The following is a 20,294-nucleotide window of genomic DNA, read 5'->3' as shown; positions in this document are numbered from 1 at the left end:
AGCCGCCCGGCCTCAACCGGTAGATCTTGCACTTTTGTCGATCGCCATGAAAGTTGGAGTGGTCTCGACGAAACATCTAGACATCCAAACGTAACGATCGTAGGGTTTGCCTCGCCAGGCAGCGGCGTGCCCGGTCAGCCACAGGACGTGATGACGTCGTCCCGTCAGCTGTCACGGTGCGCCGCCGAGCGGTCTGCCGTGCCCGTGACGGTGCGGCCTCGTCCCGCTCACCCCTGGGAGGAAACGTGTTCCTACCATCCCGACGAGCGCGCACGCCGATCCTGGGCGCGGTCGCCACCGTGCTCGCCGCCGTCGCGGCCGTGTGCCTGCCGGCCGGCGGCGCCACGGCCGCCCCGCCACCACAGGAGCCCGGTGTCACCCTCCGGGTATTCGACCTGCAGGTGCCGCTGAACAACCTCTGCACCCTCAAGGCCGCACAAACACCCAACGTCGACAAGCTCATGCCGGTGGTCAACTGGACGAGCGCGGCCGACTTCGGCTTCGAGAACTACTTCCTGGCCCAGGTCCTCGGCAACATCAACATCGCCCAGGCCGGCAGCTACACCTTCCGGTTGCTCAGCGACGACGGGTCGCGACTGCTGATCGACGACGCTGTCGTCGTCGACCACGACGGGCTGCACGGACCGGACCCGAAGGACGGCACCGTCGACCTCGCCACCGGCTACCACTCGCTGCGGATCGAACACTTCGAGCGCGACGGCGGCCAGCAGTTGACGCTGCAGTGGCGTACGCCCGGGTCGACGTCGTTCGTGACGGTGCCCAACTCGGTGCTGAGCACCGACGCCGGGGTCGTCCGGGTGACCGCGCCCGGCCGCAAGGAGTGCGAGGCCAGCGGTGACTCGCCCGGTGACGGGCTGCCGCTCACCTCCGTACATCCCAGCTACACGCTGACGAACCTGCGGCCCAGCGGCTTCGAGCCGCAGGTCACCGGCTTCGACTGGCTTCCGGACGGGCGCCTCGCGGTGCTCACCTGGGGTGGTTCGCTGACCACCGCGGGCGAGGTCTGGCTGCTCGGCAACGTCACCGGCAACACCAGCCCGGCCCAGGTGACCCGGACCCGGGTGGCCAGCGGGCTCCAGGAGCCGATGGGCATCAAGGTTGTCGACGGCAAGTTGTACGTGTCGGAGAAGCACCGGCTGACCGAGCTGAACGACACCAACGGCGACGGGGTGACCGACAACTACCGAACCGTGGCCACCTGGCCCTTCGGCCAGAACTTCCACGAGTTCGGGTTCGGGCTGCTCTACGCCGACGGGTTCTTCTACCTGAACCTCTCGGTGTCGATCAACTACGGCGGCGCCACCACGAACCCGCAGCCGGCGGGGAACCGGGGCACCACCATCAAGGTGAACCGGACGACCGGTGCGGTGTCGTACGTCGCGGGCGGGCTGCGTACTCCGCACGGCATCGGCTGGGGGCCGGAGAACGGCCTCTTCGTCACCGACAACCAGGGCGGCTACCAGCCGGCGTCCAAGCTGCTGCACATCAAGCAGGACCGGTTCTTCAACCACTACCTCAACCCGGCCGGGCCGTTCGACAACAACCCGGTAACCCAGCCGGTCATCTGGTTCCCGCAGAACGAGATCGGCAACTCGCCGAGCACTCCGGTGATGATGACCGAGGGACCCTTCGCCGGGCAGATGGCGATCGGCGACGTGACGTACGGCGGCCTCCAGCGGGCGTACCTGGAGAAGGTCAACGGCGAGTACCAGGGCGCGCTGTTCCGGATGACGCAGGGGCTCGAGGCCGGCGTGTCCGAGGTCAGCGTCGGCCCGGACGGCGCCCTCTACACCGGCGGCCTGCACGGCGGCGGGAACTGGGGCCAGGAGGGCAAGCTCAGCTACGGCCTGCAGAAGATCGCCCCGAACGGCGGCAGCACCTTCGACATGCTGGCGATGCGGGCCCGGTCGAACGGGTTCGAGATCGAGTACACCAAGCCGCTCTCGTCGGCGACCGCGACCGCGCTCGCCTCGAAGTACCGGGTCAAGCAGTGGCGCTACGTCCCGACCGCCGACTACGGCGGCCCGAAGATCGACGAGGAGACGCTGTCGGTGTCCTCGGCGACGCTGTCGGCCGACGGCAGGAAGGTCACCCTGGTCGTCAACGGACTCAAGGCCGGCCGGGTCGTCCACGTCCGCTCGCCCAAGCCGTTCAGCGCGAGCGACGGCCAGGCGCTGTGGAGCACCGAGGTCTGGTACACCCTCAACGCCATCCCCGGCCAGGTGCCGGCGGTCAACCTCGCCCTCGGCAGGCCGGCCACGGCCGACAGTTCCTGCTCGGCGACCGAGGGTCCGGCGAAGGCCGTGAACGGGACCACCACCTCGGGGAACCTCGACAAGTGGTGTTCGTCGGGCTCCAGCAGGTGGTTGCAGGTCGATCTGGGCTCGGCCCAGAGCGTGAACCGGGTCGTCGTCCAGCACGCCGGTGCCGGTGGTGAGAACACCGCCTGGAACACCCGCGACTTCACCGTCCAGGTCAGCACCAACGGCACGGCCTGGACCACGGTCGCGAACGTCACCGCGAACACCGCCAACACCACCACGCACACCTTCGCGGCGACCCAGGCCAGGTACGTCCGCCTCGCCATCACCACGCCGAACAACGACGGCAGCAACGCGGCGCGGATCTACGAGTTCGAGGTCTACGGCGGTGCCGCCCCACCGTCGGGCAACCTCGCCCTGGGGCGGCCGGCGACGGCGGACAGTTCCTGCTCCGGCACCGAGGGACCGGCGCAGGCGGTCAACGGCAGCGTGACCGGCGGCAACGGCGACAAGTGGTGCTCGCTCGGCGCCACGAAGTGGTTGCAGGTCGACCTCGGCGCGACCCAGAGCGTGCACCGGTTCGTGGTCCGGCACGCGGGCGCCGGTGGTGAGAACACCGCCTGGAACACCCGCGACTTCACCGTCCAGGTCAGCACCAACGGCACGGCCTGGACCACGGTCGCGAACGTCACCGGCAACACGGCGAACGTCACCACCCACGACATCCCGGCCACCCAGGCCAGGTACGCGCGACTGAACATCAGCGCCCCGACCGGCACCACCGACAACGCGGCCCGGATCTACGAGTTCGAGGCGTACGGCCCCGGCGCGAACCCCGGCCGGATCACCCTCTTCGACGGCACCAACATGAACAACTTCCAGCAGGCCAACGGGGCCAACCCGACCTGGCCGCTGGGCAACGGTGGGGTGGAGGTGCTCGGCGGCGACATCCGGAGCCGGCAGAGCTTCGGCGACTTCAAGCTGCACATCGAGTTCTGGCTGCCGAACCTGCCGGCGGACGTCACCGGGCAGGCGCGGGCGAACAGCGGCATCTACCTCCAGGACCGGTACGAGTTGCAGGTGCTCGACTCGTACGGCGACACCACCCCCGCCACCAACGAGTGCGGCGCCATCTATGAGAAACTGGCGCCGAGGGTGAACGCCGCGACCGCACCGCAGACCTGGCAGACGTACGACGTCACGTTCCGTGCCGCCCGGTTCAACGCGGCCGGGGCCAAGACGGAGAACGCCCGCGTCACCGTCGTGTGGAACGGCGTCACCGTGCACGACAACGCCGAGATCAACGGGCCGACCGGCGCCGGAGCGCCGGAGGGGCCCTCGGTGGGCCCGATCCGTCTCCAGGACCACGGTGACCCCGGCCCCAACCTCTTCTACCGCAACATCTGGGTCGAGCCGACCAGCTAGTCGGTTTCCGGTGCACCGCCCGCCGTCCGTGGCGGGCGGTGCACCCGGTGATCCGGCGCGACGGCCGTGGTCGGGCCGGTCCCTCCCGGGCGGGTCGGCTCGTGGACCGGTTGGGTTCGTGGATCTCGTCCGGCGGCGCCGTGCGACCCGTCTGGCCGGGTCAGAAGGGCGCGCGCAGATGCAGGCTCCGGCCGTCCGGGCCGGTCAGGTCGAGCCGGTCGGCGTCGAGGTCGAAGGCCACCTCGCCCTGTAGGACACCGAAGATCGCGATCTCCAGCAGGATGTCCTCCTGCTGGCACATGCGTTTCGTGGTGCCCAGGCCGTCGGCGGTGATGGTGGTGTCGGCCACCACGGCCCGGCCGCTGAGCCAGTTGCAGGAGAGCGCGCCCTGCACCTCGTCGTCCTGGAACACCAGATGCGCGGGTACCCGGGCCGGGGACGGCGGGCTGCCCGGCCGCGAGGTCGACTCCACGAGCCAGTACGTCTCCAGCAGTGGCCGGTCCGCCTCCGGCAGACCGGCCAGCCGGATCTCCGTTCCGTCGACCCATAGCAGCAGCTCGTCGTCGTGCTGCGTCCAGGCCGGTCCGGCGCCGATGAACTCGGCCAGCCAGGTGTCCTGGGCGTACTGGTCGGTACCGTACGGGGCCTGCATGGTGTGCACACCGGTCACGACCAGGTGGGTGCTCTCGACGGTGACCTGGCCGGCGATGAGGTTTCCACCGGCGCGGGCGTGCAGGCCGCCGTCGGTGATCCGCAGTTGGATCACCGTTCCGGGTAGCAGCGGGCGGGGCTGGCCGTCCTGGGTCACCGCCACCGACTGGAAGGTCCGGTCCTCGACCTCGCCGACGGTGGCCGGGACCCCTGCGGCGGTGCTGGCCACCAGGGCACCTATTGCAGAGATGTACATCAATGTATTCATTGCTCCATGATGCCTGACGGCGCGCGTCCGGGCCGCTCGACATCCAGCTGTGAAGCGGACGCCCGGGGGGTTAGTCGGGCGAGTCGACCAGCCGCTCCGGCCGAGTACGGGTCCAACTGGCCCAGCCACGCTCGCGCATCAGGCCCAGCATCCGCTCCGCCCTCGGGTCGGACTCGACGGCGAGTGCGTCCAGGAGGTCGAACGGTAGGTCGTACTGCGCCACGTCGCCGAGGTCGGTCTCGCCCGCGGTGTGTGCCTGCTTGTCCAGGCCGGCGGCCATGATGTCGGCGACCTCCTCCAGACGCGAGTCGTCGCCCGCGTCGCTTTCGGAGATCTCCGACAGGACCCGATAGAGCTGAACGACCTGCGGATCGTCGAGCTGCGCGAATTTCCCGGCCATGATCTCGGGGACGTGGTCGGGCCAGCGAGCCGCGACCAGGATCCACCCGTCCCGCTCAGCCTCCACCACCTGCTCTGACACCCCGATCTCCCGAAGCCGATCGAGATAGGAGACCACCTCCGGGGGGAGCATCAGACTGTCTCCGGCAGCGAGCAGCGCGATCCGCTTGCGGCTGGTCTCAAGCCGCTCGATCTCGTCGCGCAGGTGGCTGTCGATTCGCTGGACCGCGTCGGCAAAGGTCGATGCGTCGGCTTCGAGCATCTGACCGATCCGGGACAGCGGCACGCCGGCGTTGGCGAGGGTGCGGATCTTGATGAGGGACACGACTGCTGTTGCGCCATACCGCCGGTAACCCGAGGCATCCCGCTCCGGCTCGGGCAGTAGCCCGATCTGGTGATAGTGCCGCACCGTCCGCACCGTGACGCCGGCGTACGCCGCCAGTTGACCGATCGTAAGCATGCTCTGATCCTGCCCTCACTTGCCCGGACCCGGTCGACGCCGGTTCAGGAGATCCTGCGACGGTAGGAGACGGTGGCGAAGATGTAGGCGACGACGAGGATGCCGACGCACCAGGCGAGGGCGGCCCAGATGTCGGTGCCGACCGGCTGCTGGGTGAACAGGTCTCGGATCGTGTTGACGATGGAGGTCACCGGCTGGTGCTCGGCGAAGGCGCGCACCGGGCCGGGCATGGTGCCGGTGGGCACGAAGGCCGAGCTGAGGAACGGCAGGAAGATGAGCGGGTAGGAGAACGCGCTCGCGCCGTCCACGGACTTTGCGGTGAGGCCGGGGATCACGGCGATCCAGGTCAGCGCCAGGGTGAACAGGACCAGGATGCCGGCGACCGCGAGCCACCCCAGTACGCCCGCCCCCGTGCGGAAGCCGATGAGCAGGGCGACGAGCACGACGACCACGAGCGAGATCAGGTTGGCGACCAGCGAGGTCAGGACGTGCGCCCACAGCACGGAGGATCGTGCGATCGGCATGGACTGGAACCGTTCGAAGATGCCGCCCTGCATGTCCAGGAAGAGCCGGAAGGCGGTGTAGGAGATGCCCGAGGCGATCGTGATGAGCAGGATGCCGGGCAGCAGGTAGTTCACGTACGAGTCGGACCCGGTCTCGATCGCGCCGCCGAAGACGTAGACGAACAGTAGCAACATGGCGATCGGCATGATCGCGGTCGTGATGATGGTGTCCGGGCTCCGGGTGATGTGGCGCAGCGAACGCCCCAGGAGCACGGCGGTGTCGCCGAGGAAGTGCTTGTTCATCGTTGTTCCTTCTCCGTTCCGGCGCCGACGAGAGTGAGGAAGACGTCCTCGAGGGTGGGCTGCTTCTCGACGTACTCGACCTCGGCGGGTGGGAGGAGCTGCCTGAGTTCGTCGAGGGTGCCGTTCACGATGATCCGGCCCTCGTGGAGGATCGCGATCCGGTCGGCGAGCTGCTCTGCCTCGTCGAGGTACTGGGTGGTGAGCAGCACGGTCGTGCCGCCCTTGGCGAGTTCCTTGACGGCCTGCCACACCTCGATGCGCGCCTGCGGGTCCAGCCCGGCCGTCGGCTCGTCGAGGAAGATGACCGGCGGGCGCCCGATGAGACTCATCGCGATGTCCAGGCGGCGGCGCATGCCACCGGAGTACGTCACTACCCTCCGGGTGCCGGCCTCGGCCAGCGAGAAGCGCCTCAGTAGGTCGTCCGCGATCGCGCCCGGGTCCTTGAGGTGCCTCAGCCTGGCGACCAGGACGAGGTTCTCCCGCCCGGTGAGGATCCCGTCGACCGCCGCGAACTGCCCGGTGAGACTGATGGACTCGCGTACGTCGGCGGGGCGCGTCACGACATCGAAGCCGTTGACCCGGGCAGTCCCCGCGTCGGCCCTGAGCAGCGTGGACAGGATCTTCACCACGGTGGTCTTGCCGGCCCCGTTCGAGCCGAGCAGGGCGAAGATGCTGCCCCGCGCCACGTCGATGTCCACGCCGCGCAGCACCTTCAGATGCTTGAACGACTTTTCCAGGCCCTGCACGTGTATCGCGGGCTGTCCGACCCGATCGGTTGTCGGTGGGATGCTCATGACGGCCAGCATGGAGGGTTGACGCAGCGTCAGGGTCAAGTCCGCAGGACAGATCCGATCCTTCCACCCGCCGATCCAGAGCGCCGGCCGTGCGGAGGTGCCGCGGCCGGCGGCGGCCGCGGCACCCCTCTCCTTCGTCAGGTGGTGCCGCCGGTCACCGAACTGCCGGCCTTGGTCAGGCGGTACGTGATCTGCGTGCCGCTCCAGAAGTGGAACGTCAGGGATGCCTCACCGTTGCGGTGCTGGTGGAGGCGCCCGTCGATTGGCCGTGGCCTGGCGGTCCGCCGAGTAGCGCTAAGCTGCCCGACAGAACCTGCCAAACCTCTGCATGAGGAGTCGAGCGTGTCGCAGAGTCCTAGCGTCAACCAGACGGGTCGGCCCGGGTCGGGGATCGACACAAGCGTGGCGCACAACGCCCGGATCTGGGACTACTGGCTGGGCGGGAAGGACAACTACATAATCGACCGCGAGGTGGGGAACCGGATCCGGGAGATGGTCCCGCACATCGATGCCGTGGCCCGCGCGGACCGGGCGTTTCTGGCCCGAGCCGCCCGTTTCTTGACCGAGGAGGCGGGCATCCGCCAGTTCCTCGACATCGGGACCGGACTGCCGACCGCCAACAACACCCACGAGGTCGCCCAGGCGGTCGCCCCGGAGTCCCGCATCGTCTACGTCGACAACGACCCGCTGGTGCTGGTGCACGCCCGGGCGTTGCTGAGCAGTGACCCCAAGGGTGCGACCGACTATATCGAGGCCGACGTCCGCGATCCGGACGCGATCCTGACCCGGGCCGCCGCGACGCTGGACTTCGACCGGCCGATCGCGATCATGCTGCTCGGCGTCCTCAACTTCGTTCCGGACACCGACCAGGTGCAGTCTATTGTGGATCGGTTGTTGGACGCGGTGCCGTCCGGCAGTTACCTGGCGCTCACCCATCCGACGATCGAACTCGGTGGCGAAGGAAACGTCGAGGCGATGGCGTACTACAACCAGCACGCCACTCCGAAGATCTGTGCCCGCAGTGGGGAGGAGATCGGCCGGATCGTCCGGCGACTGGAACTGGTCGAGCCGGGCCTGGTGTCGTGTGCGGTGTGGCGGGCCGACGCGGACGAGGACGGCGTGCTGCCGGCACAGGTCCCGCAGTACGGTGTGGTCGGGCGCAAACCCTGATCTGCCCCCCGGGCACACGCTGCCACGCGGCGCCGGTCCGGATGTGATGTCCAGGGGCGCCGGACATCCATCCTGGACGTCCACGTCATGACGCCCGCCCGCCGAACCGCCAGTTGTGCACCTCGATGTCGGCGTACCGGTCCGGGGTCAGCACGGCGCGTGCCGTGTCCGGGTCGGGTGCCCGTACCAACACTGCGGTGCCCAGCCAGGTGGAGCCACTGTCGGACAGCAGTGGCCCGTACGCGATCAGCTCGTCTGAGTCGGACGGCACGGCCAGGTCGGCGGGGTGCCCCGTTCCGAGCCCGAGCACCAGGTACCGGTTCCCGCCGGTCCGGCCGCCGGGGAACTCCCACATGGTGCGTCCCAGCCCGTTACGCCACCGGCGCAGCAGCACGTCGCGGTACACACCGGCCTGGTAGTTGGGCTCGTCGAAGGCGAATGCGCGGGCGGCGGCGGGGTCGGGCAGGTCGACGATGTGCACGCTGCCGGTGGGTGTGCCGCCGTCATCGGCAAGGGTCGGGCCGCGGGCGATCATCTCCGTCGCGTACCGGTCCATGTAGGACCAGTGCTCCGCCAGCAACTCGCTGCGCAGCGTCGCGGAACCCGGCCGATCGCGGTGGTAGCAGAGGAACCCCATGCACCACAGTCTTCACGGATGGCGCTGCAGGTGCGCCGGGAAGCCCGCGAATCGTCCGGTCATGAGGGGGATTCCTCCCGGAGCGTCACCTGGACTCGATACGGCCCAGCGGATCGGTGCTCTTCGCCAGTTCGGCGCTCGTCGCCGACCAGCTCGGATCTGCGGGGTAGAGCGCGCTGCGCAGGTAGGCCCAGGTGAGCCGCTGGATCAGGGCGACCCGCTCGGGGCTCTCGTCCGTCGTCTCCGTGACGGTGTAGCCCGAGATTCCGCCCAGCGAGTGTTCTGCCTGGAACAGGGTGAGCAGGCTCTTGGTTCCCGGGCTCAGGAAGTACGAGTCCGTGAACCACTCCGGTCCGCGGACGGTCAGGGCGGACTGGTCCTTGTCTCCCGCGACGATCAGGGCCGGCGTGGTCATGTCCGCGAAGCCCGGGCTCATGAAGGAGAAGTGCTCGGCGGCGAACGGCGTCAGGTCGGCGCCGCCCGTGCCCGGCACGGCAAGCAGCACGCCGGCCTTGATCCGCGGGTCGGACATGTCCTTGCCCGGGACGCCCTTGGCATCGAGGACTCGCGCGCCCAGCAGCATGCTCGCCGTCTGGGCGCCCCAGGAGTGCCCGGCGGTGGCGATGCGGCTCCGGTCGAGGCGTCGCGGGAGGCCGGGGACGGCGGCTTCGACGAGGTCCAGTCGGTCGACGACGCGCGTCAGGTCGTCGACCCGGAAGCGCCAGATCTCCGGGTAACGGGGATCGTCGGGCGTGACGTTCAGCGTCCGCGAGTCGAGGTGGGTGGGCTGAACGACCACGAAACCGCGGGCGACCCAGAAGTCGACCAGTGGGGCGTAGCCGTCCAGCGAGCCGCCGAAGCCGTGTGAGAAGACGATGATGGGCAGTTCGTCGCCGGTCGCCGGGGCCGACACCCGTACCCGCAGGTCCTCGCCGCGGTCGGGAGCGGGCAGCACCACCGGGCGTACCGAGATGACAGGAACGGGCGCGCTGAGGACTTCGTCGGGGTGGCGCATGGTGTTTCTCCTTGAGGAATAACGTGATCAGCGACGCGTGGCATGGTCACGGATCCCCTGTTCTGGCATCATGGGCAAGCGGATCCGTGTTCCGTTACCGAGAATACGGAACGATGTTCCGGTTAGCAAGGTGAGTGACGGAGGCGACAGCGCAGTGGCTGACATCGGCAGCGGATCAGAGTCGTCAGCCCCCCGAAAGCGGGCCGACGCCCGGCGTAACGAGGAGACCCTGCTGGAAGCGGCCGCGGCGGCCTTCATCTCTTCCGGGGTCGATGCGCCCGTACGCGACATCGCGGTCAAGGCCGGCGTCGGCGTCGGCACGATCTACCGCCACTTCCCGACCCGGGCCGATCTCATCGTCGCCGTCTACCGGCACCAGGTCGAGGCGTGCGTCGAGGCGGGCCCGGTCCTGCTGGCGACCAGCGACTCACCGCACGCCGCCCTGGCTCGGTGGATCGATCTCTTCGTGGACTTCCTGGTCACCAAGCATGGCCTCGCCGAGGCACTGCAGTCCGACGACGCCACCTTCGCGACCCTGCACGCCTATTTCATCGACCGCCTCGCGCCCGTTTGCGCCGAGCTGCTCGACGCCGCCGCCAGGGCAGGCCAGATCCGCCCCGACATCCAGGCCCTGGAACTGATGCGTGGCGTGGGCAACCTCTGCATCGGCGCGAACAAGGACACCCGGTACGACGCCCGTCGCATGGTCGAACTCCTCCTCGCCGGGCTGCGCCTCCCCTGAGCCGGGGCGTCGTGCCGGTCAGCCGTTGGCGGCCTCCGGCTCGGCGGGCTCGGCGACGATGAGCCCGGCCGGCGGCGGCAGCGGCTGGTGACTGACGAACCGCCAGCCGGTGGCGGCCAGCCAGTCCGCCACCTCGTCCGGCCGGTAGGTGTCGCCGCCGCTGATCATCAGGAACTCCCCGGCGGCGAACCGGGCCGACGGGTGCGGCGCCGGGCCGTCCCGCCACCAGTCGACCAGCAGTAGCCGACCGTCCGGTGGGGCGACCTCGCGCAGCCGGGTCAGCAGGGCGATGTTGCGTTCCGGCGAGAACAGGTGCAGGAAGTTGGCCACCACGATCGCGTCGTGGTCGTCCGGCAACGGATCGGTGAAAACGTCGGCGCCGTGCACGTCGAGCCGCTGGGCGAACTCGCTGGACGAGACCTCCGCGCCCACCATCGACGCCACTTCGGGCAACTCCAGCAGGGTGCCGGTCAGCTGCGGGTAACCGCGCAGGATCGGCCGCGCGAAGGTGCCGATCCCGCCCCCCACGTCGAGCAACCGGCGGTGGCGGCTGAAGTCGTACGTCCGGGCGAGGTCGGCTGCCGTCTCGGCGGTCACCGCCGCGACCGCCGACTCGTACGCCTGGGTCTGCTCGCTGGTCAGCTCGCCGCGTACGGGCTGGCGGGTGCGGAACGCCGTGCCTGCCCGACTCCAACTGGCATAGCTCACCGTGTCCCAGTAGCGCAGGATCGGGCGAAGGTCGAGCGGGCCGCGACCGCTGAGGAAGGCCTCGGTGTCGGGCGCGTTGCGGTAGCGGTCGCCGTCGCGTTCGAGCAGACCTGCCGCCGCGAGCAGGTAGGGCAGGGTCGCCGCGCTGCGCTCCGGGAGTTGGCAACGCTCGGCGATCGTCTGCGGGGTCGCGCCCTCCGGTCCGATGGCGGCGAACAGGTCCACCTCGGCGGCGACGAACAGGAGCTTCGACAGCATGAAGCCGGCCGCGGCCTCGGTGATCCGGGCCGGCGTCGGCGGTCCGGCCGGGGGTGGCCCCGGCCCGTCGCCGGAAGCCGGGCTGGCGTCGGCCGGCGGCTGTTCGGGTACGGCAAACACTCGGGGTACGGGTTCCTCGCTCATCGAACCTCCGCCGATCGACTGGCGCCATCCGCATCGACGTGATCATATGTCCACGGCATCGCGCCAAGCTATCGTGCGCGCGTCTCGCCCACAGTGCACGGCGTCGAGGACAGCGTGTCGGAACGTCCGGATCGCGTCGGGACCGGCAAGCGATCAGGCCCCTGCGTACACCGTCTTGAAGGTGTAGTCGGTGAGCCGGACGGGCGTGGCGAGGGTGGCGCCGTTCGACTCGACCATGGTGACGGCCTCGCCCGACGTGAGCGACCGGCTCCCACCGGTCGTGTAGGCGCTGATCTCGTCGAAATAGACGCTGCCGAAGCGGGCCAGCGGACGAACCGGTTGGTTGAGGTCCCCCCGGGTGACGCCCGCGCTCACGGTGACGGCGGGCGGAAACCCGGTGTCGACCGAGAAGTTCATGGTCTGCCCTCTGGTCTCGTTCGCGAGGAAGTAGTGGGCGGTGCCGGCCGCATTGGTGTTCAGGCACAACGAGCCGCTGACGACGTCACCGGGGCCGACCGGCAGGTTGATCTGCCCGACACTCTGCGCCCAGATCTGGCTGGTGACGTTCTGCGTGGAGTTGACGGTCATCTCGACGTGGACGTCGAGGAAGCCCAGACCGACAAAGGTATGGAAGCGGTTGATGCCCAGCGGGCTGGGGGCGAACCGCAGATTGGGCACCGTCCAGGTGACGAACAGGACGGTGAACGGCGCCGTGAGGCTGGTGAGGTGGTAGCCGCACGACTCGATGGGCGCCGGCGCCAGGGCACTCGCGACGACCGCCTTCTTGTCCGCCGTCGTGGCGTCGAACTCCGCCTCGAGATGCTCGAAGCCGCGGTAACGGCGTGCCTGGCGTTCCCACAGTGCGGCCACGCCCGGCCGGGTCCGCGGGTCGGGCCGCAGCGGCAGCCCGTACTGCCTCAGGTCGTCCTGTGTCGCGCTGAACGGGTCGAAGGCCTTCGGCGGGGGTGGGCAGCGCCGCACCGCCGTCCTGCCGCGGGTTTCCTGTCCGGTCATTGATATCCCCATCCGATAGCCGGTCCGAGGACCGGGCGTGCACTGCGGCGTGCCGCGATCGTGCCGGGCAGACGGGCGTGGCTGGGCGAGAGACGGCTGCCCGCGCCGGCCGGACGGCCGTCACCGGAAACCTGATCGGCCCGACACGCACCGGCACCGTGCGCTCACCCTGCTCTGAAAATGGCACGCGAAGGCAGCCGGGCACAGCCGCGAAGCCGACAGAGCAGCGGAATGCCCGAAAGGCGCGCTTGACCTTGACACAGTGACAAGGTTTTCACTGTAGCCAGGGAGGTGGTCCCGATGACCATGCCGGAACAGGACACGGATACGCTTCGAGCCCTCCAGGGGCTGGAGAACACCAATTCGTCAGTGCGGCTGCGGGCAGCGCTAGCGGTCGGGACGACCCCGGACCCGCGGTTCATCGACAAGCTCATCGAACGATGCGCGATCGAACCCGAATTCTACGTGCGCGAAATGCTTACCTGGGCACTCACCCGTCACTCGGCATCAACGACGGTCCCGAAACTCGTCGATGCACTCCGCTCGGAGCGTGCGCAGGCACGGAGCCAGGCGCTGCACACGCTGTCCAAGATCGGGGATCGGCGGGCGTGGCCAGCGATCACACGGGCGCTTCTGACCGACGCCGACGACGAGGTGGCGCGGAGCGCCTGGCGAGCAGCGGTCGTGCTCGTGCCCGAAGGTGAAGAACCCGAGTTGGCCGGAGTGCTGGCGACACAGCTCGGGCGCGGCGAGCGGGAGACGCAGTTGAGCCTCAGCCGGGCGCTGATCGCACTCGGTGAGGTGATGATGCCGACCCTGCGTGCGGCGATCACGGATCTCGACCCTCGCGTGCGTCGGCACGCGATCGCCACCGAACGGCTGTTGCGCGACCCGGATGCCGGATTCGAGTTCGCGATCGAGAGGGCGAAGCGCGCCGTAGCCCTCGGCGGGACCAGCCAGGAGGGGTGATCGGGAGTGTTGATCGGTGACGTGGCACGACGGTCCGGGGTCAGCGCCCGCATGCTCAGGCATTACGACTCGCTCGGCCTGGTGCGGCCAACGGGTCGTACCGAGGCCGGCTATCGCGAGTATTCCAGCGAGGACATCCGCCGGATCTTCCATATCGAGAGCCTGCGGTCGTTGGGGCTGTCGCTGCGTGAGGTCGGTCGCGCGCTGGATGATCCCGGCTTCACGCCCTCGGAACTCGTCGACGACCTCATCCGCCAGACGCGAAAACGCATTGCAGCCGAGACGGAACTGCTCACCCGACTCCGTCGGATCGATGCCGCGGAACCCGCCGGCTGGGAGGACGTGCTCCAGATCGTCGCACTACTCCAGGCGTTGGGGTCGGAGAGCGCCGGGAAGCGCCAGCGCGCGGCCTTGTCCTCGGTCGAAGAGGTTCCGGTGCCAGTGGAGGCACTGGTCGAGGCGGCACTGAGCGAGACGGACCCGAACGTCGCCGGAGCCCTTCGATGGGCCTTGGCACAATCGGGCGATCGCGGATTGGCGCTGCTGGCGGAGGGCCTCGGTTCGGCAGTGGCCGAGGTGCGGAAACGTGCGGTCCAGTCCATCGCCGAGATTCCGAACGGTGCGGCGACCGCACTGCTACGGGACGCCCTCGCGAACTCCGACACCGTGGTCCGCGGGTACGCGGCTCTGGCGCTCGGGGCACGCGGAGTAGCCGACGCGGTCCCGACGCTCGTCGACATGATCGTCGAGGAGACGAATGACGCCGATGCGGCCGATGTACTGAGCGGGCTGGCGAGTGCTCCCGCGCTGGCGGATCAGATCGCCACCAGGCTCGTCGACTGCCTCGCCCACGGCGCCGTCGAACCCTCTGCGCGCCGGCGGCTGGCACAGGCGCTCGCGGACATCCCGGGGATCACGGCGGCGCGGGCCCTCGCAGACCTGGCACATGACGAGGACCGTGCTGTTGCGCTCACTGCGGCATACATTCTCAAGGTACGCAACGCGCGATAACGGTACTTTCTGGGTGGAACCTCCGCCTCGACACGCCCCCGGAGTCGCGAACGTTTGCTGGATTGGCAACAGCATTTGGGCGGTGGGTGAAGTTGGGCGATGGTGTGGAAATGACAAACGGATCCCCGGACCCCGACCCGTACGGTGGCGCCGCAGGCCGCGACCAGCGGCTAGCTGACCCTGTCGGAACCGGAGCGGAGAGTGTCGCGGAGTGGGAGGCGCGGTACGCGAGCGCCGAGCAGGTGTGGAGTGGGCTGCCGAACACGGCGTTGGTGGCCGAGGTGGCCGGACTCACGCCGGGGCGGGCGTTGGACGTCGGGTGCGGCGAGGGCGCGGATGCGGTCTGGCTCGCCGGGCACGGTTGGGACGTGACAGCGTTGGACGTGTCGCAGGTGGCGTTGGAGCGCGCCACGCGCCATGCGCGTGACGCGAAGGTCGAGGTGCGGTGGATGCGGAGCGCCCTGGTGGGAGCGCCGGTTCGGGCCGGCACGTTCGATCTGGTAACCGCCCTGTACCCCGCGCTGCGACGAACTCCGACCAACGAGGCCGAGGGCGTGCTGATCGCGGCTGTCGCACCCGGTGGTGTCCTGCTGGTCGTGCACCACGCCGACGTCGACGCCGAGCAGGCCAGGGCGCACGGGTTCGACCCGGCCGACTACGTCAGCCCGGCCGACGTCGCCGCCCTGCTCGGCCAGGACTGGCAGGTCGAGTTCGACGAGAGAAGACCTCGGGATACGACGACGGGTGCCGGGGCACACCACACCCACGATGTGGTGCTGCGAGCCCGACGCCTGCGCTAGGCCAGGCCACGGTTGCGTTCGAGCTCGTTGATGCCGCATTCCACGGCATGGCGCTGCTTGTCGCGTTCGGGGTCGAAGGCCGGTGGACGACCGCCCTTCGACCCCAGCTTGCGCCGATTCGCGGCGTGGTCAGCCTTGATCGGGATCGTCGCCGCGCCCCAGGGCGGCAGATCAAGTACCTGCGCTGCCTCGTCAACGGTAATAGATCTCCGGGATGGCGTCCTTGATCCGTCGCACGGTCTCAGGGACGTCCAAACCAGTCGTATCAAGGCCGACGTACCGGTAGTCGGCATCGGCTGCCTGTCGGATGGTCAGATCTTCCGGGATCAGGTCGACCATGTCCCGCCACTCCTGCGTCGTCGGCTTCGCTCGGGTGACCCGCCGGCCGTCGCGCACGTCCTTATCGACCACAAGCTCAACCAGGAACACCGCACAGGGCAGGCTTAGCAGCTCGCGGAAGGCCAGGTAATCGGGGTAGCCGCGCAGAAAGCTGCCGGCGATGACGTTGGCGTAGCCAGCGGTCCAGAAGTTCTCCACCAGGCCAGCGACGTTGCGGCGAAGCAGGTCGAAAAACTCGTCGTCCATCAGGCACGGGTTGGTCTGCCCGAGGTCCTCAGCGTCGATTCGGGCACCGTCGGGCGTGTGGGGCAGCAGCGCACGAACGATGGTTGACTTGCCGGCGCCCTCCTCGCCATTGACGAGAACGAGACGATTCTGCCGAACTGTGGAGGGCATCCGGGCAGTATGCCGGACCACCCAGAGCCCTCGATAGATTCACTGTCATCGGCGGTCAAGCGTGGCCCTGGGAAGGTGCGTAGGGCACCGTCGCAACTGTCTGTCACCGAGACCTGGGTCGCCTCACGTCCCCCGGTGGGGCCGGTTGATGCCGTCCAGATGGGGGCGTGTCACACCGTCAGAACCAGCCAGCCGAACAGCCCGGTGGTTTACCAAACACGCCTTGGCGCGCCCCGCTTCGATCACGCCTCGACCGGCCGTCCAGCGAGACCGGTCACGCGACCACCTCGTCGATGTGGAGGGTCTGCACCGAACCGGCGGGAAACGCGAGTCGGACCGACTTTCCGCTGAGCCCGATGTCGGTTCGGCGGAGGTAGCGGTCGGTGCCGCCGGGGACGGTGGTCCAGCGGGTTACCCCACCGGTCACCGTGCTGAAGGCGGAGAGGTCGAACGTGAGTGTCTGGGCGGCGCCGGTGTTGACGGCCACGATGATCAGCCGCCGGGCGGCGGCGTCGTAGGCGGCCGCGGTGCTGCCGTCGCCGGTGTTGAGGATCCGCATGCCGGGCCGGATGTGCCGGGTGAAGTGTGCCAGCACGTAGTACTTCGGTTGGACCGCGCCCGGCGTGCGGGTGTTCGGGTCGTACGGGATGGCGGCCCAGCCCGCGCTCGGATCCATCACCTGCCAGTAGGCCCAGGCGGTCGGGTGCAACCATGTCCAGTCGAGGCAGAGGTTCTTGGCCATGGTGAGACCGGTCCCGTCGCCGTCGCCGTACTCGGAGTTCCAGAGCACCTTGCCAGCCGCGCGGACGTCGTTGTAGAGCAGGTCGCGACGGCCGCCGCTGCCCTGGTAGCCGTGCACGTTGACCTGCCGCACCAAGCCCCGGGTGGCAGCGTCGAAGCTGTTCCAGGTGGTACGGGCGAGGTCGTAGCTGGTTTCGTCGGAGGCGGAGATCGCGAGCCCGGTGAGGCCTTGCCCGTCGAGGGCGGTGCGGAGGTGGGCCAGGACCGTCCGCTGGATGCTCGCGTCGATGTGGCAGCCCTCCTGGGTGCCGGTCGCGGTCCACCAACTCGACGACGGCTCGTTGAACGGGTCGACCGTCCGGAAGTTCACGCCCCAGGTGTCCCGGGCGCGACGGGCGGTGACCGCGAGGTGATAGGCGTGCTGGGCGTAGTTCCAGGACTGGAGGTTGTTGCCGCCGCCGGCCGCGCCGGACGGGTTGTGGTTGAGGCACATCCACCACATCGGCGAGTTCGCGAACAGCTCACTCATCGCGCCCCGCTGGGTGGCCTTCACCAGGGCGGCGCGCTGGTTGGCGTCGGCGTTCCAGTTCCACGCCGACGAGGCCGGGTCGGTGTTGCGCCAGTCCTGCCAGAAACCCGCGATCTGCTTGAAGGACGGGATGTTGGGCGAGGCCACCATGGCGGCGCCGTCGACGGAGTTCCAACTGCAGGCGCCCAGGTTGTAGCGGGCGATGCTGAGCCCGAGGCCGGGCAACGTCACGCCGTTGTACGTCACTGAGTTGGTGGTGAAGAAGATGTCGGCGAAGTCGTCGCGGTTGCCGAACACGTTGGCCCACCAGGCCAGTGAGGTACCCCAGCCCTCCCATGCGCCGAAGTCGGCGCTCGGCCGGATCGCGATGGTGGCGTCCGCCCGGGCGGCGCCACTGCCCAGCAGGCTGCCTGCCACGGCGGCTCCCGCGACGGCGCCGGCACCGCCGAACACGGCTCTCCGTGTGACCATCACGCTCTCCCGTCGGATCGGCCCGGCGCAGGTGCGTGAACACCCCGGACATGGCTTCGTAACCTGGTCGGTTGGATGTTTACATAGAAGGTGACCAATGTCTATGGGTTATCCTAAGGGTTATCGGAAGACGCACCGAACCGGTCGGGCCGGGGTTCCCGCCCCAGCCATGCGCGCTGAGCCGGCTTAGCGGACGGGTGAACTAGATCTTGCTGTTGCCGGCTCAGGGTCGGGTGGGAGTGCGGAATCGCGCCGGCGGGGCAGTAGCAGTGGGCTGGCGAGGATCAGCAGTCCCGCGACCGCGATGGCCGTGCGTGGGCTGGTCGCGGCGGCGAGCAGTCCGCCGAGCGCGGTGAGGATGGCGATGGCGGCGCTGCTACTGATCGACCAGGCCGACAGGGTGCGGGTGATGCGGTCTCTGGGGGTGTGTTCGAGCCGATAGGTGGCGAGCACCGGGTTGTACAGGCTCATGCTGATGATGATCGCGAGCTCGACGGCCATCACGGTCGCGAGACCGACGACACCGGGCTGGACGAAGGCGAGACCGATCAGCCAGACCGCGCGCAGCGTGCCGACCGTACGGAGGATCTGGTGTTGGCCGTATCGCGCCACGACGCGCCTGGCGAGGCGTGAGCCGATGAGCCCGCCGACGCAGGGGACGGCGAAGGCGAGGCCGTACTGCCAGGGTGGGAATCCGAGCTGGCCGAGCAGGAGCACGGCCAACAGCGGCTCCGTGGCCATGATCAGTCCGCCGACGAGCAGTTGGTTGACGTAGAGCGCCCGCAGGCCGGGGTGGGCCAGGATGTGCCGCCAGCCGTCGAGCAACTCGCTGCCCCGGGCCCGGCGCCCGCCGGTTCGCCGCGGGTGTTCTTCTCGGCCGCGAATCGCCGTGACCCCCAGCGCGGAGAACAGGTAGCTGAGCGCATCGGTCAGCACGGTGGTGACCGGCCCGAACAGGCAGATCGCCGCCCCGCCCAGCGGCGGCCCGACCGCGATGGAACTCCACGTCGTCGACTCGAACCTCGCGTTGGCCACGAGCAGGTCTTCCGGCCGGACCAGGGCCTTGAGGTAGGCGCCGCTGGCCGCGTTGAAGGCGATTTTGGCCGTGGCGACCACGACCGAGACGACCAGCAACTGGACGAAACTGAGCCGGCCGAAGGCGTAGGCGAGCGGGATCGTCATCATGACCGCGAACCGGGCCAGGTCCATCGCGATCATCACCGGCCGCTTGCGGCGAAACTCCACCCACGGCCCGAGCGGCAACGCGATCAGCGCGCCCACCGCCGGCCCCACCGCGGACAACGCGGACACCTGAGCGGGGCTGGCCTGCAACACCAGCACGGCGATCAGCGGAATCGCGCCGAACCCCAGCGCCGAGCCGTAGGCACTGACCGCGTAGGCCGCCCACAGCCATCCGAACTGCCGGCCCAGGGATCGTCCAGACACAAGCTCCGCACCTCTCGCCTCGAACAACTCGCTGTTGATCACTTTGATCAAAGCAAGGCCCGGGACGGCGGATCAAACAACTGAACTGACGGCGAGCCACAACCATCTGGTGTGGGTGAGCAGGTCTGGTGCGCCAAGCTCGATGCCGTACGCACCTTCGTCGCGCTGTCACCTGCGACGGTGTCATGGCCAGGGGTGCCGGAACCAGCCAGCTGACCCGTCCCGTCAGGGCGGATGCCCGTTCGACGGAGACCATGCTGACGGATCGTCGCTGTAGCACCGCCCGTTGTCGTGAGCCGGACCACGCGCGCCCGTGTGAGCCTATGTTCACGTTCTTCGATGTCTCAGGCCCGGCTCAACGAAGCGCCGTCGTGCACTGTGGACGGTATCGGTAGGAGGCTTCATGCGCGGACGCAAATGGGCGACCCTGGTATTGGCGATGGCGCTCGCACTGGGCGGGCTGGTCGGGATCGGCGCCGCTCCGGCCGCCGCTGACCCGGAGGGCGGCACGCTACGCGGCGTCTACTCCGACGGCCAGTTCTGCCGGAGCTACGGCAACGAGGGTGTACAGACCGGCCTGTGGAGCTGGTACTACTGCGAGAACCGCCAGTACGGCCCCACCGGTCCCAGTTTCTACTTCCTCTGGACCTTCACCTACTAGCACCGGGTCGGTGGATGCGCCTGCCCTTCGCGTCCGGCACTCCGTACTCCCGGTGGACGTACGTGTTCACCTGATCCCACCACTCCCGGGCGCTGCGCACCTGCTCGGACAGGCGCTCCCACACCCGATCGGCCACCGCCGGGTCGACCAGCCCGGCG

The 20,294-nt window shown here is 68.9% G+C and carries 19 protein-coding genes; 7 read left to right on the top strand and 12 right to left on the bottom strand.

The window, feature by feature from the left end:
• The first annotated feature begins 245 nt into the window (after window positions 1-245).
• Window positions 246-3,707 (top strand): discoidin domain-containing protein, encoded by a 3,462-nt coding sequence (locus ACFP2T_RS18420; RefSeq protein ID WP_377423282.1) that lies wholly within the window; start codon window positions 246-248, stop codon window positions 3,705-3,707.
• A 160-nt stretch (window positions 3,708-3,867) separates the two neighbouring features.
• Here the strand turns inward: ACFP2T_RS18420 and ACFP2T_RS18415 are convergent, their stop codons facing one another.
• The 5 genes from ACFP2T_RS18415 to ACFP2T_RS18395 form a co-directional block, all read right to left on the bottom strand.
• Window positions 3,868-4,626 (bottom strand): META domain-containing protein, encoded by a 759-nt coding sequence (locus ACFP2T_RS18415; protein WP_377423280.1) that lies wholly within the window; start codon window positions 4,624-4,626, stop codon window positions 3,868-3,870.
• A gap of 70 nt (window positions 4,627-4,696) precedes the next feature.
• Window positions 4,697-5,485: a helix-turn-helix domain-containing protein gene (locus tag ACFP2T_RS18410; RefSeq protein ID WP_377423278.1), complete on the bottom strand. Its 789-nt coding sequence runs from the start codon at window positions 5,483-5,485 to the stop codon at window positions 4,697-4,699.
• 44 nt (window positions 5,486-5,529) lie between these two features.
• The gene (locus tag ACFP2T_RS18405; protein WP_377423276.1) at window positions 5,530-6,291 is read right to left on the bottom strand and encodes an ABC transporter permease; all 762 of its coding nucleotides are present in this window, start codon (window positions 6,289-6,291) and stop codon (window positions 5,530-5,532) included.
• The gene (locus ACFP2T_RS18400) at window positions 6,288-7,085 is read right to left on the bottom strand and encodes an ABC transporter ATP-binding protein (RefSeq protein WP_377423273.1); all 798 of its coding nucleotides are present in this window, start codon (window positions 7,083-7,085) and stop codon (window positions 6,288-6,290) included. The genes ACFP2T_RS18405 and ACFP2T_RS18400 overlap by 4 nt, the downstream gene beginning before the upstream one ends.
• Window positions 7,086-7,222: 137 nt before the next feature.
• Entirely contained in the window at window positions 7,223-7,483 is a 261-nt protein-coding gene (locus ACFP2T_RS18395; RefSeq protein WP_377423818.1) for a hypothetical protein, read from the bottom strand.
• Between ACFP2T_RS18395 and ACFP2T_RS18390 the strand changes: the two genes are divergently transcribed.
• Window positions 7,410-8,255, top strand: coding sequence for an SAM-dependent methyltransferase (locus tag ACFP2T_RS18390; RefSeq protein WP_377423816.1), 846 nt, complete (start codon window positions 7,410-7,412; stop codon window positions 8,253-8,255). The genes ACFP2T_RS18395 and ACFP2T_RS18390 overlap by 74 nt on opposite strands.
• 85 nt (window positions 8,256-8,340) lie before the next feature.
• Here the strand turns inward: ACFP2T_RS18390 and ACFP2T_RS18385 are convergent, their stop codons facing one another.
• Window positions 8,341-8,892, bottom strand: coding sequence for a YciI family protein (locus ACFP2T_RS18385; RefSeq protein ID WP_377423270.1), 552 nt, complete (start codon window positions 8,890-8,892; stop codon window positions 8,341-8,343).
• Between the two features lie 85 nt (window positions 8,893-8,977).
• On the bottom strand, window positions 8,978-9,907 hold the full coding sequence (locus tag ACFP2T_RS18380; protein ID WP_377423268.1) for an alpha/beta hydrolase family protein: 930 nt from the start codon (window positions 9,905-9,907) through the stop codon (window positions 8,978-8,980).
• Window positions 9,908-9,977: 70 nt separating this feature from the next.
• Between ACFP2T_RS18380 and ACFP2T_RS18375 the strand changes: the two genes are divergently transcribed.
• Entirely contained in the window at window positions 9,978-10,649 is a 672-nt protein-coding gene (locus ACFP2T_RS18375; protein ID WP_377423266.1) for a TetR/AcrR family transcriptional regulator, read from the top strand.
• An 18-nt stretch (window positions 10,650-10,667) separates the two neighbouring features.
• On the opposite strand, the gene ACFP2T_RS18370 is transcribed toward ACFP2T_RS18375, so the two are convergent.
• Together ACFP2T_RS18370 and ACFP2T_RS18365 are read right to left on the bottom strand one after the other, a co-directional pair.
• Window positions 10,668-11,759, bottom strand: coding sequence for a methyltransferase (locus ACFP2T_RS18370; RefSeq protein WP_377423264.1), 1,092 nt, complete (start codon window positions 11,757-11,759; stop codon window positions 10,668-10,670).
• A gap of 153 nt (window positions 11,760-11,912) precedes the next feature.
• The gene (locus ACFP2T_RS18365; RefSeq protein ID WP_377423263.1) at window positions 11,913-12,773 is read right to left on the bottom strand and encodes a G1 family glutamic endopeptidase; all 861 of its coding nucleotides are present in this window, start codon (window positions 12,771-12,773) and stop codon (window positions 11,913-11,915) included.
• Between the two features lie 300 nt (window positions 12,774-13,073).
• Between ACFP2T_RS18365 and ACFP2T_RS18360 the strand changes: the two genes are divergently transcribed.
• From ACFP2T_RS18360 to ACFP2T_RS18350, 3 genes are all read left to right on the top strand, one after another.
• Window positions 13,074-13,742, top strand: a complete 669-nt coding sequence (locus tag ACFP2T_RS18360) for a HEAT repeat domain-containing protein (protein ID WP_465264263.1) — start codon at window positions 13,074-13,076, stop codon at window positions 13,740-13,742.
• Window positions 13,743-13,748: 6 nt separating this feature from the next.
• Window positions 13,749-14,753 carry a MerR family transcriptional regulator gene (locus tag ACFP2T_RS18355; protein ID WP_377423261.1) on the top strand — a complete coding sequence of 335 codons (1,005 nt, stop codon included), beginning with the start codon at window positions 13,749-13,751 and terminating at the stop codon, window positions 14,751-14,753.
• A 110-nt stretch (window positions 14,754-14,863) separates the two neighbouring features.
• On the top strand, window positions 14,864-15,553 hold the full coding sequence (locus ACFP2T_RS18350) for a class I SAM-dependent methyltransferase (protein ID WP_377423259.1): 690 nt from the start codon (window positions 14,864-14,866) through the stop codon (window positions 15,551-15,553).
• A 192-nt stretch (window positions 15,554-15,745) separates the two neighbouring features.
• On the opposite strand, the gene ACFP2T_RS18345 is transcribed toward ACFP2T_RS18350, so the two are convergent.
• From ACFP2T_RS18345 to ACFP2T_RS18335, 3 genes are all read right to left on the bottom strand, one after another.
• Entirely contained in the window at window positions 15,746-16,288 is a 543-nt protein-coding gene (locus ACFP2T_RS18345; RefSeq protein ID WP_377423257.1) for a hypothetical protein, read from the bottom strand.
• A gap of 274 nt (window positions 16,289-16,562) precedes the next feature.
• Window positions 16,563-18,029 (bottom strand): glycoside hydrolase, encoded by a 1,467-nt coding sequence (locus ACFP2T_RS18340; protein ID WP_377423256.1) that lies wholly within the window; start codon window positions 18,027-18,029, stop codon window positions 16,563-16,565.
• Between the two features lie 186 nt (window positions 18,030-18,215).
• On the bottom strand, window positions 18,216-19,475 hold the full coding sequence (locus tag ACFP2T_RS18335) for an MFS transporter (RefSeq protein ID WP_377423254.1): 1,260 nt from the start codon (window positions 19,473-19,475) through the stop codon (window positions 18,216-18,218).
• A gap of 403 nt (window positions 19,476-19,878) precedes the next feature.
• On the opposite strand from ACFP2T_RS18335, the gene ACFP2T_RS18330 reads away from it, so the two are divergent.
• Window positions 19,879-20,136, top strand: coding sequence for a hypothetical protein (locus tag ACFP2T_RS18330; protein ID WP_377423252.1), 258 nt, complete (start codon window positions 19,879-19,881; stop codon window positions 20,134-20,136).
• The last annotated feature ends 158 nt before the right edge of the window (window positions 20,137-20,294 follow it).

Source organism: Plantactinospora solaniradicis (assembly GCF_042658085.1).
Classification (GTDB): domain Bacteria; phylum Actinomycetota; class Actinomycetes; order Mycobacteriales; family Micromonosporaceae; genus Plantactinospora; species Plantactinospora solaniradicis.
This window is presented reverse-complemented; position numbering and strand designations above follow the sequence as displayed.